Genomic DNA, 16,040 nt, shown 5'->3' on the forward strand with positions numbered 1-16,040 from the left:
GAACAATGATCTAAATTTGATTTAATGGGATACTCGTGAAATGAGGTGTAAAATGTCAGTAATAATCGTAGGGGGAGATCATCTGGGAAGTATTCCAAGAGAGCTCGACAAAATGGGGGTAACGGATATCCAGCATTTAACCGGTAGGAACGGACAAAAGATCCGTGGGAGAATTCCAGAAAAGGCTGATTTTATTATTCTCCTGTATGATTTTGTTAACCATAACCTGGCGTATAAGATAAAGAAACTTGCCGGCAACCGGGGGATACCTATCATCTATGCAAAAAGGTCATGGTCCTCCATATATCAAAAGATGAAGGATAGTCAGATACAATTTTTCTAGAATGGTATTGTTGCAAATTTGCTATTGTATTGTGAAAGGAAACTGTATATGGCAACAAACACATTTTTCGTATGTCCCAATTGTGGTAATGTAAAGAAATTTAAAATATTTACTAGTAACTTTCAGGTTATTGAACAATCTCCTGAAATGGGGGTGCGTGTAGGTGAAAGCGGTGTCTTGCCTAGTCTGCGACAAAACGATAATTATGTTGAATGTCAGATATGTTTTAAAAAATCGGATTACGACATGGTAGCAGATATCGGCAAACGATATATGCAAGAGACCCTTGGTGTAATCATGAAAACTTGTTAAACAAGATTTTACATCTTATGACAATTGAAAAAACCAGACAAACCGCATATATACCTTTCGTTTAACTTTGTTCCTTTCTTTCGTGTTTTATCACGGGTAAAATCAAACGAGGAAATTGTCATTGACATTGAATTTACAAACTTGTACAATGCCGCTTGCGTAGTGACAGATACTTGCGTTATAAGTAGTTACAATGAATGTAAATAGAAATGGATATGATATGTATGTTGGTGTTGATATTATAGAAATAAGACGTATTGAGAAATTGTTTTCTGCTAACGAAGATTTTCTGAGGAGAATTTACACGGAAAAAGAAGTGGAGTATTGTAAACAAAAGAAGAACAAATATCAACATTTTGCAGCTCGCTTCGCCTCAAAAGAGGCAATGTTCAAGGCCCTGGGGACTGGCTGGATCGATAAAATGAAATGGACGGATATTGAGCTCTTAAATGATGAAATGGGCAAGCCATATTTGAATCTTTATGGCAGTGTAAAAGAATTGGCAGACAAGAAACGTATCAATACGATATCTGTATCATTATCCCACTGCCACGATTACGCTATTGCCCAGGTTTTGTTAATGCCAAAGGCAATACCAGAAGTCTCGCCTGATGGTTGACTCCAACCCAAAATATCGTAGTTAAATATGGGAAATTCCCATTACCACTGTCGACAGCTTGCCGCTAACTTAAACGAACAAACGAAATAGTTATAAAACTGAAAATAGGTAAGAAAATGACAACTGCCGTTATTTCAGGACATTGGACATACGATGAGTATTATAATCTAGACGATAAGCAGAGGTACGAAGTTATTGAGGGGGATGGCTTATTGTGGCACCTGCGCCGTTCTTTAAACATCAGGAAGTAGTAACGAGACTTGTACGGCTTATATCAAATTATGTTTATGAAAATGCAAAGAATTTGATTTTTCTGCTTTTTCTGCATCTAAAAGAGGTATATTCATGAAAAGACTTGTATTGATCAATCCACATCCAATTGGAAATGTTGGTGAGGAGAATGTCTCGGTATTAAATCAAATGCCTGTGAATCTCGGCTATCTGAAGGTATTAACACCAAAACACTGGCAAGTCGATATCATCGATGAAACCCAGGAACTTGCGATTGATGAAAATACAGGGGAGATTACTTTTGGTGGGGCTGACCTGGTCGGTATTACATCGGTAAGTTATCAGGCTCATCGTGCATATCAGATAGCTACTGCCTGTAAAAAACGGGGCGTACCGGTGATTATGGGTGGTATTCACGCAACCAGTTACCCGGAAGAGGCGGCAAAATACGTGGATTGTGTTGTGACCAGGGAAGCTGTAACCACCTGGGAAAAGATTATTGGTGATTTTGAAAAAGGCTGCCTCCAAAAAAGATACGATGGTGTTCTGACACCCATGGAGTTGTATCAGGGATTGCGTCCGGATAGAAAATATTTGAAGGATAAGTATAAATACCGATATTCAGGTATTATTACTACTGCAGGATGCCCATTTAGCTGTGAGTTCTGCTCTGTGCCCCAGTTCCAGGGCAGAAAATATCGTGAAAGACCCATCGAGGATGTCCTTGATGAGTTCGAGTCCATTAAGGGACAATATCGCGGTTTGATACTGACGGATGAAAACTTCTACGGCCATAGTAAAAAGTCCAACGAGCGTGTCCGGGATCTTTTCAAAGGTATGGTGGATAGGGGTATTTACCAGAACTGGTTTGGTTTTACCTCCCTTAATATTTATAAAGACGACGAAACCCTTGAATATATGAGGAAAAGCGGATGTGTTGGTGTATTAATCGGTATTGAGTCGATCAACGAAGAAGCCTTGAAAACGATGAACAAGAATGTAAATTTGCGCATCTCTATTGAAAATTATTTTGAGGCCATTGCCAATATCCGCAAACACGGCCTTGCCGTATGGGGGACGATGGTCTTTGGAAATGATGCCGATACCCCGGAGACCTTTAAACAAGTTGCCGATTTTGTTCTGGATTCCCATGTTGATATTATGACCTGCGGCATTTTGTGTCCATTTATCAATACGCCGCTTTATCACCGGTTGAACGGTGAAGGAAGGCTTTTCAGGACAGACTTTCCGGAGGATTGGAAGTATTACACATCGCATCATCTCACCTATGTTCTGAAAAGCATGTCTCTTCAGGAACTTATCGATGGATTTCAATATTTGTATGACAGGATTTATGCTACTGAAGTTCTCCGGCAGAGATTCCAGAATGCAAAAGAGGTGCTGAAAGACAATATGAATGCCGCCATGTTTGCATTCAGGGTAAATTTGGATTGGCAAAATGTATACCAGCACCTGATCCAAAATTTAAAGGAACTGCAAGCATCGGGGTTCTATGACGAGGCCTTGAAGCGATATAACGCCCAGAAAAAGCAGGGGAAAAAGGTCGAGTTGACACCGATTGAGGTATCATCCTAAGAAGGAATAGCAATAGATTCACAGACTCCTGATTTCTGGATTCTGAACAATTTCTTTATGAACGTTATTCTGTAACAAGACCGAAGAGTTATCCTACTTATGGAATTATTAAAGGTCAACGATTCACCTTGGAAGGGTGAATCGTTGACCTCTCTTGTTTTAACGGTTGAAAAATATGCCACAGGTTGTAATTACGGGATTAGGATTGGTCACACCCATTGGGGTTGGTGTTAAGCAAAGCTGGGAATCGTTCATCCAGGGCAGGAACGGGGCCAATGAGATGAAGTCCTTTGATACCTCTAAATATAAAGTTCATCGCTCCTGTGAAGTAAAAAATTTCCAATGGGACTTTGAATTAGAGAATCAGATTAAGGAAAACACCATCCATAAATACGTTTACTATGCAGCCAGAGAGGCATTGCAGGAAAGTGGTTTGTTACATGACAAGAAATCCGATCGGGAACGGTTTGGTATTGCCATAGGGACGCTTGCAGCCGAATTAACGCCATTTGAAAGGCTTTTGCGTTTAGATACCTCAAAAAAAGATAACGGTTTCGATAAAATCGTTGCAGCCGTTTACCCGCCCAATTCGATTACCAATATTCTCGCTCACTATTTTGATTTTGAGGGTCCAACCATGATCTCACTGAATGCCTGTTCATCGGGCAATCACGCCATTGCCTGGGCTTATGACCTCCTTGTGGATAATAAGATGGATGTCGTAATGGTTGGCGGCGGTGACATGATTCCTCAAACGGAATTTACCCACTTTCACAACCTCAAAGCCCTGGCTCCTGATCGTTGTCAGCCTTTCGATAAAAATCGTCAGGGACTCATGATTGGGGAAGGGGCCGGGATACTGATTATGGAGCGTTACGAGTTTGCCAAAAAACGCGGGGCAGCGATTATTGCTGAAATGGCTGGTTATGGTTTGAGCTGTGATGGATTTCACATGACGGCGCCCCACCCAGAGGGTGACGGCGCAGTAAAATGCATGAGCGATGCGTTAAGGATGGCAAAGCTTTCTCCCGCAGATATCGGTTACATCAATGCCCACGGTACGGGTACACCCCATAACGATAAGACGGAAACTATTGCTATAAAACGCGTATTTAACAAGGGCGCATATAAGATTCCCTGCAGTTCTACCAAATCTATGATTGGTCATCTCATGGGCGCTGCGAGTGCGGTAGAATCGGTCGTTTGCTGCCTGGTACTCAGGCATGGTATAGTTCCCCCGACGATTAATTATGAAACACCCGACCCGGAATGCGACCTCGATTATGCACCCAATGCGGCACGCGAGTTAAAAGTGAAGCATGTCTTAAATAACTCCTTTGCCTTTGGTGGTAACAACGCTACGACGATATTCAGTAGGATGGGTTAGGCGGAGCGAACCCATTATTTAAGTCTTTATCCGTGTTTGTGTGTAGTAATCCGTGGTTAATTTAAATTCTTCGTGCACTTTGTTTCTCTGTGTTAAATTATAATGTTTTATATCTGCGATCTTCTGTGTTAATCCGTGGTTAAAGGTATATGAAAAAGCGAGTCGTTATTACCGGTTTAGGTGTCGCATCCCCTCTGGGATGTAGCAAAGAGGACTTCTGGAATAATCTTATTGCCGGAAAGTCGGGTGTTGCACCCATGTCTTCTCTGGACCTCTCTCCCTATAAATGCAAACTGGGCGGTGAGATAAGAGACCTTAAACCCGAAATACACCTCGGCAGCAAGGGTTTAAAGTACTTGAACAAGGGTACACGATTCCTGGGATCAGCTGCTAAGATGGCCATTGATGATGCAAAACTTCCAACAGATGGTTCCCTATCAGAACAGATGGGTATCGTTATCGGCTCATCTCTGGGCAACTTTTCGGAAACAACGGATTATTTTTATGAAATTATCAGGAATAATCCATCCGAATTATCACCCATGCTCAGCTACGATGTTGCATTGAATTCTTCCATCAACTACGTCTCGGTCATCTTTAAAATCAAGGGACTTGCCCGCACCATATCAGCAGGTTTTACGTCCAGTACCGATGCCATAGCGGATGCATCTAAGATGATTCAACGGGATATGGCCAAGGTAATTGTGGCAGGCGGCGTCGAGCAGATATCCATTGATTTGTATCTGATATTTTACCTGCGCGGCCTGTTATCGGGTCTTGATGGTACAAGAGAGGCGAGTTTACCCTTTGATAAGGCGCGAAATGGTTTTGTCATGTCAGAGGGCAGTTACGTGGTCATCCTTGAAGAGCTTCAGCACGCACTTGACAGAGGAGCCCATATCTATGCAGAGGTAAAAGGCTTTGGTAATACCTTCGTGGGCGGTAAAAACCATCCGGCAGAAGTAAGAGTGCGTCGTGCCGAAAAGGCCATGAACGATGCACTGGAAGACGCAGGGGTAAAAAAAGGGGATGTTGATCTCATCAGTGCAAATGCAAATGGATGCAAGATGCAGGATGCAGTGGAGGCAAAGGCAATCCAGTCTTTATTTGGTGCAAATAGCAATTGTATTCCCTTATCAGCAATAAAATCGAACATCGGAGAATCGTACGGTACCTCCGGTGCAGCACAACTCATTTCATCGCTCATGTCAATAAACACAGGTCAAATACCGCACATTATCAATCACAGCAACAAAGATCCAGAAATCAATCTGAATCTCGTTCTGGAAAAATCACTCAAAAAAGAAATTCAAAACGCAGTGATAAATGCCATGGATTATGAGGGAAATAATTCATGTCTGGTGATAAGCAAATATAACAAATAGTAGAAATACGACTTTTTCTATTACTAGTTTTACTATGTTCTTGTGCTTTTTTAGAAACTTATACAAACCTTGTATTTTTTCACTTATAACACTCTTTTCATTTGTTTCCTCCACCCTAAGTGCTTCAGAAGCTATTACGAACAACTTACCAACTTTTCCAATAGAATCTTATCAAACTGAACCGACCAATAGTTGGACACCTCAGGAAAAATGGGTTTGGGATTGTATATGCAGAGGTGAAATTGCAGACTTTAATAAAGCAGAAAATTATGGTAGTAATCTCGACCCAAAAATTTCTGAGGTATGGTCTGAAAATAGAATATTACGACCAGAATTTCTGGAGACTGTCGTTTTTGACGAACATTTCCGCAGTTTAATAACACGCAATGGCATTTGTATCCGTGGCGCTTGGTTTAGGGAACCCCTTAATCTTTCAAATGCAATTCTTAATTTCCCATTTGCATTAGAAGGTTCTCGCTTCGAAGAGGATGTATATTTTTCATTCTTAAAAACTTCTCATCTTTTATACTTCGCTGAAAATAAGTTCCTAAAAAGATTAAATATGACCTCTGTTCAAATAGAAAATCACCTGATTATAGAAAAAGGGTGTGAATTTGACTTGATCTTCTGATTCGGAGTATAACTGCGTTTACAAAAGGTGTAGATATTGATAATGCTAAAATAGAAGGCCAATTTGAGATTAGTAATTCAAATTTCATAGACGAAGTAAATTTTATTGGAACCAAAGTCAGTAGTAAATTAATAATATTAGATTCAAAATTTACAGAAAATCTGAATATGAGAGAAATAGAGGTAAAAGATAATCCTGTAATATCTGAAAAATCTACTTTTACAAAAGTGATTCTTGCTGATGCAAAAATTGGGAGGGAATTATACATAATAGAATCTAATTTTTCAGATGAATTGCTTATGGGTTCAATAGAAGTGAAAACAGGTATTATTATGGCAAATAGCAGGTTTAATAAAAACGTATCACTTCGATATGGTAATATTTTTAAAATTTTAGATATATCTTCTAATACCTTTTCTTCTTTAGATTTAACAGGAACGATAATAAACGGTGAATTACGGCTTATTTCAAGGGAACAGAAACCTACGCAGTGGGATAAAGAGAAAACATTTATCCTCAGCAATACACAAGTTGACTGTCTAGATGATGTGCCTGAGTCATGGCCAATAAACTTGGATTTAGAAGGATTTAAGTACGATCGGTTAAGTAGGATATCCATGAGAGAAAAAATTGATATTACTATAAAAAACCATTCCTGGTTTAAAAATTGGTTAAGCAGACAAAGGAATTATACCCCTCAACCATACGAACAACTTGCAAGTGTTTTACAAAAGGCAGGCTATAATGAAAAAGCGAAAGAAATCATGTTTGAAAGCAGAGAACGAGAGAGGAAAGGCGTTGAGGGATGGACTCGCTGGATTTATTTAAGTCTTCTTAAATATTTAATTGGTTACGGTTATTATTTATTGCAGGTGGTCTATTATTTATTAGGATTGGCGACATTTGGTACGTTAATTTTCTTTAAATATGTAAAAAATGGAAATAATAACTTATTGAGAGCCTTTTGTTACAGTTTAGACAGCTTGTTTCCTTTTGTTCATTTTGATAAACAGCACGATGAGGTAAAATTGCGTGGATTTGCACGTTATTATTTCTTTTTCCACTCAATTGCAGGATTTATCCTTTCTTATTTTTTTATTGCCGGAATAACAGGGCTTACAAAGTAAAGTAAGTTAACCCGACCTTCGCAATTCGAGGGGTAGGCAAACCGCTAAGCCATGAAAATCAAGGGGTCATGTAAAAAGGTCGGCACTACAGACCGACCTATCCTGATGCATAAATCTTGGACAGAGGTTGTTCAGGAAGCGTCAATCCCAATTGTGCCAAAAGGAGAACAACATCCTTTTCCGGCTGTGTATAGCGGCTCATGACAATGTGGCGACCATCCGTTGTCGGTAAATGAACGTCAATCATTTGAATGCTCGATAGTTTTTCCAAAATTGCTTCAGACGTCAACCCTGCGGCTCGTCCCCGCGCAAGATTTCGCAGCGTCGTGTGGAGACAGAATGCCAAAAAGGAGACAAAAATATGGGCTTCAATCCTCCTTTCCAATTGGTGCCATATGGGGCGGATGGAAAGCGATCCCTTTAAATCCTTGAATGCCTGTTCAATCCGCGTCAACAGCAAATAATTTTCCCACACGGTTTCTGGTGCGGTGGCTTGCATGTTGGAACGGAGCAAATAACGCCCCTCGCGCCGATACGCCTGCCTCAGGCGTTCCCGATCCAAACTGAACCGGAACGTATTTTCATTGACCGGCTCCTGCGGTTTGGGAATGGAAATATTGACCAATCTGAAGTCTCGTCCGGCTTCTTTCTTTAACGCGCCAATATGCATGAGCAGATCATCGCGCGTGAGGACCTTTCGATTGCGAAGTTCGCGCAAACCCGCCCACAAACGTCTGAGTCTGCGCCAACGCATGGAACGTTCCTTGGCCACCCGGTCCTGGCTTTCCACGTAAACGTAAAACTCCGACTCTTGCTGAAGAATTTTCACACGGACGCTTTCCCGCGCCTGCATCCACGTCTGTTCAAGCAACGGTTTTTCTACCCGCGTCAAATGCCCCTTCGGAGTACCAACCAAATAATCAATCCCCCGCTCACGCATCTTTTCCAACACCTCCTCCGTTGGAATACCTCTATCCATGAGCCAGGTGCGCCGAAATTTCCCATACCGCTTTTCTATCCGATCCAGAAACTCCTCTAATGTCGCAGTGTCTCTTGTATTACCGGGATATACTTCGTAGGCGACGGGAAACCCTTCCGGCGTCAATACCAACGCCACTACCACCTGCACACAATCCGAACGTTTGTCACGACTGTACCCAAAACGTTTTTTACTCACAGCATCCGCCGCCGGCGGTTCACTCTCGAAATACGTACTCGTCAAATCATACAGCAGCACATCATACTTCGCGCCAAACAGCTTGCCCCATTGCCCTTTTAAAAAACCAAACAGCTCGTCGCGGTGCTCAAGCAGCAAATCCAAACAACGATACAGCTTATCCTTCTGTGCCAGCGAATCATCTTCCCCCAACAAATCTCCCATTGCGCTACGCACATACCACTCACGGTGAAAACGAAATTCGCTTCCCGGATCGATCAGCCGGTAACAGACAAGCGCCTTGAGCATATTCAGCCAGCTTGTCCCCTTCCGGCTTGATGGCAGACGACTCCTCCAAAAGATGTCCAGTTCCAACATATCCCACAAATATAATCCCAACCAACTTGCTCCCCATTGCCGGGGACAGCGCAATTCTATTTTGTCCAACCTCACCTGGACGGTCTCACAATCCGGTATGGGCAAGGCTTCCCGGTCGTCCGGAAATAATGCCACTTGTCTTGCTGTGGGCTTTTCACCCGCGACCGCCTCTATCGTCCGAACCCACCCCGCTCGCTGGTTGTCATTGAGTTCTCCCAGGTAGAGCACTTGTCGCTGTACCACTCTGCCTCCGCTGATCCGACGGTTCTCTACTACGCTCCAATACTGGTGGGTTTTCCCGTCTTTTGTCCGTGTCTTTTCTCGTAAAAACATGCGGACATTTTCTCACGCCACCGTGAAGTCGTCAAGAGGGTAGGTCGGCACTACAAGCCGTTTTTGAAATCGACCCCAGTAAAATCAATGGTTTCCAGGAGACAAATACCCAAAAATGACCTTTTTGGGGTGCGAATTGCGAAAGTCGGGTTAACCCGATGTTGGGAATTTCAATATTATCGGATTACAGGGTGGCACGGACAAACACTGTTTGTCCATGCTTGTTTGAATATGTACATTAATATGGAATATAAAACAAGGCAACAACAAAGAAAAACAAACGAAATATTTTCTAAAAGAAAACAATCGTGATTGGTTGGACAAATTAATTATTAAACAAGGGACAAAGAAGTTTTTTAGGTTCTGGCAAGCAGGACCTGGATATGATCGAAATATTACAGGCAGAGATGAACTTTTGGAAAAGATTCACTATATGCATAGGAATCCCGTCAGGCGAAGGCTTGTGCTATCTCCTGAAGAATGGAGATGGTCTAGCGCGAGTTGGTATATGGGTGAAAGAGATGTTGTTTTGGCAATTGATGAAATTACTCTTTAATTTATTGAGCACGGACAAACGAAGTTTGTCCGTGCCACCCATGATTAATCTTGTTATTTTTTTAGCCCTGAGAGGGAGAAGTATTTAACTTAATTCAACAGCATTACCTTCGTAGAGGACGAAGGGGTTCTTCTTGATGCTGAATAATCACCATTTCCCGATTTGTTCTGATTATGAGAAGGAGTTCAAATGGCTGCAAAAAAGATTTTGATGATTGTCGGTGACTACGTAGAAGACTATGAGATAATGGTGCCTTTCCAGGCACTGCTGATGGTGGGGCATACGGTACATGCCGTTTGTCCTATGAAAAGAGAAGGTGAAAAAGGTACGTACAGCCATATACGATTTTGAGGGGGGCAGACCTATAGCGAGAAGCCAAGACATAATTTTACGTTGAATGCGACTTTTGATAAGGTAAAAGTGGCCGATTACGATGCCCTTGTTATTCTGGGTGGGCGTGCTCCGGAATATATCCAGCTCAATGAGCGCGTGCTGGAAATGGTAAGACACTTTGCCGAAAGAAAGAAACCTATTGCCTCAATTTGCGACGGCATGCAGGTATTAACAGCGGATGGTGTAATTGAAGGAAAAACATGCACGGCCTATCCGGCATTAGCACCGGAGGTAAAACGCGCAGGGGGAAAATGGCTTGATGTCCCCTTAGACAAGGCGTACGTGGATGGTAACCTGGTTACCTCCCCAGCCTGGCCGGCACACCCTGAATGGCTTGCAAAATTCCTGTCTTTGTTGGGAACGAAGATAGAGATATAGGACTAAAACTACGTATCCTCGGCGGGTTCACTCAGGTGTGTAACCTGAACCACTTATTTTGTTAACTAAAATGGTAGCTTATGTCCATGAAAGACTTTTAAGATAGAATTTAACGCAGCTATTTACTATGTTCCATCACGAGGTAAAAGAATATTCAGCCGCTGTGTAAATTGATTGTAAATACTGCAATAGGTGATGTTTCATTTGCTCAAACGAAAAATATACAACCTCCATCATATAAATATTCATTGGAAAGACAGACAATCTCAAAACCAATATTCAATAAGTGCTCTTTTAGTCGCTGCCCGTCAGCATGCAGTTCGATATTTCCGTTAAAAAATATGCTTTTCCCCAATACACCGGCTGTGCCCCCAATAAAGCCGTTATTGTGTCCCCGTATGCGTATTTCTTTGGGGTTAAAATAAAAACAAGATAATCCCTTTCCCGACAATACCTTTTCTATTCCCCCGTCGGAGGTAACATAGTTGTTTCCGTATAAATGGATAAGGCTGCATCGTGTATAGGCCTGAGGTAATCGTATAAACTCTTTGCTTGTATTTATTTCTAAGATTGCAGGGTCCGTATATCCTGGTTTGTGAAAGAGAAAATCTGGCGTGCTCAGGCAGTTGTATTGAGTGCTGTTATAAAGTTCATTTCCGACATCCGTTTTTCCTTTTAGACATGCAATACTATGGCGTTCTAAAAACTCAAACAACCCGACCGGTGCGTTTGGAGCAACCACAAGGTGGTCTTTATCCTGGTATATGAAAATATCCGGATGCCCCGAAATGGAATCGTAAGTCAGCCCGTTCGTTTGAAACGCAAAGACGTCCTTAACATATTCCTTTAACGTGGTGATCACCCTTGCCGACGATCTGGAATCAATTATCGCAAACATCTATTTGATACTGAGAAAATGTGTGGTTACCTGCAAACTGAACAGTATACCCCATTGATTGTAATCGTGCCTTGTTGGCCTGCTTGTACCCTATGGCGTAATGAATCTGCTTATTGGAAACAGATATCCTGATGTTATTCGAGGTATTCCCTTTCAGTTTGGCATGAACGATCTCTTCCCATATCTTTGTCATAACCATTTCCTTAAAAGAAGGGTGAAATGGCCCATCTATCAGGGATTTTCCGGCAACGAGTTCATCGGACGGGTGCAGCCCCATCCGTATGACAGATACGTTGTTTCTTTCAAATATACGCACGAGATCCTTTGTCCACTCTACCGCCTGCTCAAGTGATAACGGAATGTATTTCCCTTCCCGATACCGTCTCTCCAGGGCGGTTCCCTTTACAATAATTGCAGGATAAATTCGAGTATTACGGGCGCCGAATGAAACGATATCATTGGCGGTCTGAATAGACCGTTCATAGCTGTCTTCTGGCAGACCTACCATCATCTGGAGACCCAGTTCGAAATCATATTTGCAAATCATCCGGGATGCATTTTGAATATCTTCGGGGGTATGCCAGCGTCCTGATTGATGCAAGACTTCCCGGCTGGTGGACTGCGCACCCAGCTCAATCGTTGTTATGCCATACTTCTTCAGCAATTCAAGGATGGTTTCATTGATATAATCGGGCCTGGTTGACAATCTGATGCCTGATACCCTCCCGGTTTTTACAAACTCGAAGGCCTCTTTCAGATACTGTTCCTGCAGATCAACAGGTATCCCCGTAAAACTCCCTCCAAAAAAGGCGATGTTTATGATTCTGTTTCTGGGTATTGTTTCAAGGTATTGCTCGACAATATGCCGAATTTCTTTTGGCTGCGGGATGGAATGTGTTCCGCTGATTTTCTCCTGATCGCAGAAAACACATTGGTGCGGACAAGCAAGCTCCGGGATAAATATAGGAATATTAGAATGTTTTTTCACGATATCCTCACAAAGGTCTATGATAATTTTACCATATCATAATTTTACTGCAGAGGAAAAATATTTGAGGTAAAATGATAAAAAATAATTACAATATAACGCTGTTTTGTTTTTGCACCGTTTCCCATTTATTCTTCATCATTACATGAAAAACAAGAGAGAGTATATTAGCCGGATTATCGCCACATGGTTTGGCTCGGGGCTTCTTCCGAAGGCGCCAGGAACATGGGGCAGTCTGGCAGCAGTTCCATTTGCCTATTTGATTTCCATATATACCGGTCCCTATGCATTCATCTCTGCAACCGTCGCCTTGTTTTTGATTGGCATAGGGGTATCAAACAGCGTTGAGAAAAGCGCCCGGAAGAAGGATCCCGGATTTATTGTCGTTGATGAAGTCGTAGGCCAATGGATAACCCTCTTCCCATTACCTTTTCTCCATAAATGCATCAACGACGAATCCTTTTTCTACTTTTTGATTTCCCTTGTAGCAACGGCATTTCTTGCCTTCCGTATTTTTGATATATGGAAGCCGTGGCCCATTCGAGATTTAGAAAGGAGCATTCCTGGGGGTCTTGGGATTATGCTCGATGATGTTATTGCCGGTATCTACGCCCTCATAATAACTTCCGCAGTAACAGCAGGAATACTGTTCATTTTTCTATAAAATGTACCCCACTGAAATATGACCAGCTTAAGCTCTGGAGTAAAATAAATGGTTTCATTAAATATCCATTTAACCTGTTGATCTGCAATAAATAAACTGACTTCTTATCTTATCAATAATAATATCTCATTAGCTTTTTCTGGTGCTCATTTGGCAGAGTTATCTGATGCGTTTAGAATACACGAGGAGCTTTCTCGGATTTTAATATTACTTCCTTCTTCGCTTATACATTATTCTTGGGAAAAGATATTAGAATATGAAATAAATGCTCATCCAAATTACTACCAAGATTCGATTCTCGCATACCCCTTAAATAATTTAATGAATGAAGGGCAAGGTGTAGAAAAAATCATATCCTTCCTTAAATCTAATTCTTTAGTATCTGCAAGAAATCAACAAAAAGAAAATTCAAAAAGAATGATTGATAGACATAATGAGATTAAAAATAATTTTTCATCAAAAGATAATGGCAGGTATTCAGTAGCCCAGGCAAGTGTATTTGCAATGGTAATACAATGGATAGCAAATTTTTATATCCAAAATACCTTAAAGATTATAGAAATGATACTTCCAGATTAAATATAAAGTATTTAAATCTATTCGCCTTTATGCTTTTGTGGTATCCAAAAGTTTCTTGTCCTCCAAAAATATTTTGGAGAAAGTTTAGACGATGTCGAATTGAGTTCACGATGTTATGATAACAGTTCAGAAAATTGATAACGTTACATTTAAAGTTACGGTAGAGAAGGATACGACTACAACCCATACCGTAAGAGTTGTGCCGTCTTATTATGAAACTCTGACAGACCAATGCGTAACCTCTGAGGAACTTGTGAAACAATCTTTTATATTTCTCCTCGAAAGAGGAAGAAAAGGGGGAAAGGTTTGCCCCCTTTTCTTCCTTCAGGTGCACAAGAACGTGCATCTGACTGACTCGAAAATTTCTCCCTTTTACAAACTGATTTCCTTTAATACTTCCGCCATGTCGATTATGGGAAGCTTCATAGATTTCTCTCCCAAAAGCGCATCCACAACGTCTTGGGGCGCGCTCCGGTAATGCAGCACGGCCTTTATCTTCAACGGGGATTTGGCATCATTGGGAAGTAAGCAAATAAAATGTTCTTCCTTTTTTCCCTTTGGAGGGATGCGATTATCGGATATGATGTGTGTTGCAGCCCATACGTGAAGTGTCTCTTCTCCCTTTTCATTTCCAAATACGGTGTGATAAATGGTAGCATTCGAATCAATATTCCCTTTTTCGTCCACTTTCCCACTTTGGTAGATAATCTTATCTTCTGCATCGGTTACTGAAACATGTAACCACACCTGCCGCATCTCGGTAAGGCCTGTGGGTATATGATGCCCTGCACCCGTATTTTTTATATCGATATGGAATTTTAGCAAATCACCCCTTTTCGAGGCAGGATTCACAGATACTTCTAAAGTTGCGGCGTTCTTCAATCTCTCAACCGCCATTTGCTGCTGCAGTTCTGAGCCGGAAGGCAGGGATATGGGGGTAACACTCCCTCCGACAAAATAGTGAGTCCATATATGAGGACGTTTTTTACCTCCCATAATTTCAGGGGATGCAAAACCAGGATTATCGGGTCTGTCTGTGCTACCGGTACACGGGAACCCCGGTCGTTGCCTCATGTGACAATCCTGACAATGTATCGTTGTTTTGGGGTCACCTGTATTATAAGGACCTTGCCGCCATTCAGTATAAGTTTGTTCTATGGGAAGATTGTTTCCTGCGTGTGACACATCATGGCAACCCCCACAAAACTCTGAGCGTGTATGCAATTCTGAGTATTGATTTTTATGAATTGTTTCCGGGGAATCAGCAAAAGGGCCATATTTTGTGCCACCTTCCATAGCAGCAGCATTGCCCGGGCTTAATATGTATGGTGCGTTTCCTACACCAGTAGTTGCCCGAACAGAATGACAAAAATCACAGATAACTCCACCCTTTTCATCGTCGAGAGGGAGGCTGGCTTCGGCTCCGCTGTGACCGATAGGAAAATGACATCGCACACAAGATTCTATGTTCCGTTTTTCAGATTCTCCTTCTGCCGTTTTTTTCCCTAAGTTATAAAGGGCCTGAAAGAGAGGATTTCTCCATGCATTCGCATGAGTTGAACCGCTCCACATTTTGAAGATTTCAGGATGACAGGCGCCACAGGAGATCGGACTGAAAAATTGACTTATCCTTACGTCTCCCGGCACTGTAATAGGCAGATCGACGATATTTTCCGGTCTCTGTCCCGGAGGAAGTTTCCATGTGGGCGACCATTCTCTGGGATCACTCCCATAGGACACGTTTAAAGAAACAAAAAATAAACCGAGTATGAAACACCATGTATAATTGAAAAATAACCGCATAGACAATGACATCCTTTCTTCAATCACAGAATGACAATAATGAGTCCCACATGGACTAATGTCTTTGATTTCCGGCCCGCTGGTAAACCTGGCTTTGGCCGAATTATACAAAACCTTTCCCTGACTACCAGCAAAAACTACTATAGCTACAGAAAACCATTCTTCCCTATTTTTATAACCGATTTTACAAAAATTCTTACTAATTATTATACAAAAAATTTATTTTTTAAAATAAAAAAGAGGATAGATTTTTCTGGTCTATCCTCTTTTTCAAAACGAGTAC

General features: G+C 41.7%; 16 protein-coding genes and 1 pseudogene. 13 read left to right on the forward strand and 4 right to left on the reverse strand.

Annotated elements, in window-relative coordinates; translation table 11 throughout:
• Positions 1-52: 52 nt before the first annotated feature.
• The 9 genes from BROSI_RS02845 (at position 53) to BROSI_RS02880 (ending at position 7,631) form a co-directional block, all read left to right on the forward strand.
• A complete protein-coding gene (locus BROSI_RS02845; protein WP_052562202.1) occupies positions 53-343 on the forward strand; it encodes a DUF2325 domain-containing protein in 291 nt (96 codons plus the stop codon).
• 48 nt (positions 344-391) lie between these two features.
• Positions 392-655, forward strand: coding sequence for a hypothetical protein (locus BROSI_RS02850; protein ID WP_052562204.1), 264 nt, complete (start codon positions 392-394; stop codon positions 653-655).
• Between the two features lie 193 nt (positions 656-848).
• Entirely contained in the window at positions 849-1,274 is a 426-nt protein-coding gene (acpS, locus tag BROSI_RS02855) for a holo-ACP synthase (protein ID WP_230400629.1), read from the forward strand.
• A gap of 116 nt (positions 1,275-1,390) precedes the next feature.
• A complete protein-coding gene (locus tag BROSI_RS20945) occupies positions 1,391-1,525 on the forward strand; it encodes a hypothetical protein (protein WP_261338842.1) in 135 nt (44 codons plus the stop codon).
• A 94-nt stretch (positions 1,526-1,619) separates the two neighbouring features.
• Positions 1,620-3,101: a B12-binding domain-containing radical SAM protein gene (locus BROSI_RS02860; protein ID WP_052562208.1), complete on the forward strand. Its 1,482-nt coding sequence runs from the start codon at positions 1,620-1,622 to the stop codon at positions 3,099-3,101.
• A gap of 175 nt (positions 3,102-3,276) precedes the next feature.
• The gene (locus BROSI_RS02865) at positions 3,277-4,488 is read left to right on the forward strand and encodes a beta-ketoacyl-[acyl-carrier-protein] synthase family protein (RefSeq protein ID WP_052562209.1); all 1,212 of its coding nucleotides are present in this window, start codon (positions 3,277-3,279) and stop codon (positions 4,486-4,488) included.
• Positions 4,489-4,637: 149 nt separating this feature from the next.
• On the forward strand, positions 4,638-5,873 hold the full coding sequence (locus tag BROSI_RS02870; protein WP_052562212.1) for a beta-ketoacyl-[acyl-carrier-protein] synthase family protein: 1,236 nt from the start codon (positions 4,638-4,640) through the stop codon (positions 5,871-5,873).
• A gap of 34 nt (positions 5,874-5,907) precedes the next feature.
• Positions 5,908-6,504 carry a hypothetical protein gene (locus tag BROSI_RS02875; protein WP_052562214.1) on the forward strand — a complete coding sequence of 199 codons (597 nt, stop codon included), beginning with the start codon at positions 5,908-5,910 and terminating at the stop codon, positions 6,502-6,504.
• A gap of 167 nt (positions 6,505-6,671) precedes the next feature.
• Positions 6,672-7,631 carry a hypothetical protein gene (locus BROSI_RS02880; RefSeq protein WP_052562216.1) on the forward strand — a complete coding sequence of 320 codons (960 nt, stop codon included), beginning with the start codon at positions 6,672-6,674 and terminating at the stop codon, positions 7,629-7,631.
• Between the two features lie 97 nt (positions 7,632-7,728).
• Here BROSI_RS02880 and BROSI_RS02885 read toward each other — a convergent pair whose 3' ends face one another.
• Positions 7,729-9,498, reverse strand: coding sequence for an IS1634 family transposase (locus BROSI_RS02885; protein WP_052562217.1), 1,770 nt, complete (start codon positions 9,496-9,498; stop codon positions 7,729-7,731).
• 383 nt (positions 9,499-9,881) lie between these two features.
• Here BROSI_RS02885 and BROSI_RS02890 point away from each other — a divergent pair, with 383 nt between their 5' ends.
• Complete coding sequence (locus BROSI_RS02890) at positions 9,882-10,142, forward strand: hypothetical protein (protein ID WP_052562218.1); 261 nt, start codon at positions 9,882-9,884, stop codon at positions 10,140-10,142.
• Positions 10,143-10,264: 122 nt separating this feature from the next.
• Positions 10,265-10,825, forward strand: a pseudogene (locus tag BROSI_RS02895) (DJ-1/PfpI family protein).
• Between the two features lie 208 nt (positions 10,826-11,033).
• Here BROSI_RS02895 and BROSI_RS02900 read toward each other — a convergent pair.
• Together BROSI_RS02900 and BROSI_RS02905 are read right to left on the reverse strand one after the other, a co-directional pair.
• On the reverse strand, positions 11,034-11,723 hold the full coding sequence (locus tag BROSI_RS02900; RefSeq protein ID WP_052562219.1) for a DUF6873 family GME fold protein: 690 nt from the start codon (positions 11,721-11,723) through the stop codon (positions 11,034-11,036).
• A complete protein-coding gene (locus BROSI_RS02905) occupies positions 11,707-12,711 on the reverse strand; it encodes an elongator complex protein 3 (RefSeq protein ID WP_052562221.1) in 1,005 nt (334 codons plus the stop codon). The genes BROSI_RS02900 and BROSI_RS02905 overlap by 17 nt, the downstream gene beginning before the upstream one ends.
• Before the next feature lie 145 nt (positions 12,712-12,856).
• On the opposite strand from BROSI_RS02905, the gene BROSI_RS02910 reads away from it, so the two are divergent.
• Both BROSI_RS02910 and BROSI_RS02915 read left to right on the forward strand, forming a co-directional pair.
• Complete coding sequence (locus BROSI_RS02910; RefSeq protein WP_082059332.1) at positions 12,857-13,375, forward strand: phosphatidylglycerophosphatase A family protein; 519 nt, start codon at positions 12,857-12,859, stop codon at positions 13,373-13,375.
• 150 nt (positions 13,376-13,525) lie between these two features.
• A complete protein-coding gene (locus BROSI_RS02915; RefSeq protein WP_052562223.1) occupies positions 13,526-13,954 on the forward strand; it encodes a hypothetical protein in 429 nt (142 codons plus the stop codon).
• A 372-nt stretch (positions 13,955-14,326) separates the two neighbouring features.
• Here BROSI_RS02915 and BROSI_RS02920 read toward each other — a convergent pair whose 3' ends face one another.
• Positions 14,327-15,868, reverse strand: a complete 1,542-nt coding sequence (locus tag BROSI_RS02920) for a multiheme c-type cytochrome (RefSeq protein ID WP_052562225.1) — start codon at positions 15,866-15,868, stop codon at positions 14,327-14,329.
• Positions 15,869-16,040 lie beyond the last annotated feature (172 nt).

The sequence above is a fragment of the Candidatus Brocadia sinica JPN1 genome, assembly GCF_000949635.1.
Classification (GTDB): Bacteria; Planctomycetota; Brocadiia; order Brocadiales; family Brocadiaceae; genus Brocadia; species Brocadia sinica.

What these genes read in the sequence shown, in the direction of transcription:
- BROSI_RS02890 (WP_052562218.1), top strand. Translation starts at nt 9,882, where the DNA reads ATGATCGAAATATTACAGGCAGAGATGAACTTTTGGAAAAGATTCACT.
- BROSI_RS02850 (WP_052562204.1), top strand. Translation starts at nt 392, where the DNA reads ATGGCAACAAACACATTTTTCGTATGTCCCAATTGTGGTAATGTAAAG.
- BROSI_RS02885 (WP_052562217.1), bottom strand. Translation starts at nt 9,498, where the DNA reads ATGTTTTTACGAGAAAAGACACGGACAAAAGACGGGAAAACCCACCAG.
- BROSI_RS02880 (WP_052562216.1), top strand. Translation starts at nt 6,672, where the DNA reads ATGAGAGAAATAGAGGTAAAAGATAATCCTGTAATATCTGAAAAATCT.
- BROSI_RS02900 (WP_052562219.1), bottom strand. Translation starts at nt 11,723, where the DNA reads ATGTTTGCGATAATTGATTCCAGATCGTCGGCAAGGGTGATCACCACG.
- acpS (WP_230400629.1), top strand. Translation starts at nt 849, where the DNA reads ATGAATGTAAATAGAAATGGATATGATATGTATGTTGGTGTTGATATT.
- BROSI_RS02860 (WP_052562208.1), top strand. Translation starts at nt 1,620, where the DNA reads ATGAAAAGACTTGTATTGATCAATCCACATCCAATTGGAAATGTTGGT.
- BROSI_RS02870 (WP_052562212.1), top strand. Translation starts at nt 4,638, where the DNA reads ATGAAAAAGCGAGTCGTTATTACCGGTTTAGGTGTCGCATCCCCTCTG.
- BROSI_RS02875 (WP_052562214.1), top strand. Translation starts at nt 5,908, where the DNA reads ATGTTCTTGTGCTTTTTTAGAAACTTATACAAACCTTGTATTTTTTCA.
- BROSI_RS20945 (WP_261338842.1), top strand. Translation starts at nt 1,391, where the DNA reads ATGACAACTGCCGTTATTTCAGGACATTGGACATACGATGAGTATTAT.
- BROSI_RS02865 (WP_052562209.1), top strand. Translation starts at nt 3,277, where the DNA reads ATGCCACAGGTTGTAATTACGGGATTAGGATTGGTCACACCCATTGGG.
- BROSI_RS02845 (WP_052562202.1), top strand. Translation starts at nt 53, where the DNA reads ATGTCAGTAATAATCGTAGGGGGAGATCATCTGGGAAGTATTCCAAGA.
- BROSI_RS02910 (WP_082059332.1), top strand. Translation starts at nt 12,857, where the DNA reads ATGAAAAACAAGAGAGAGTATATTAGCCGGATTATCGCCACATGGTTT.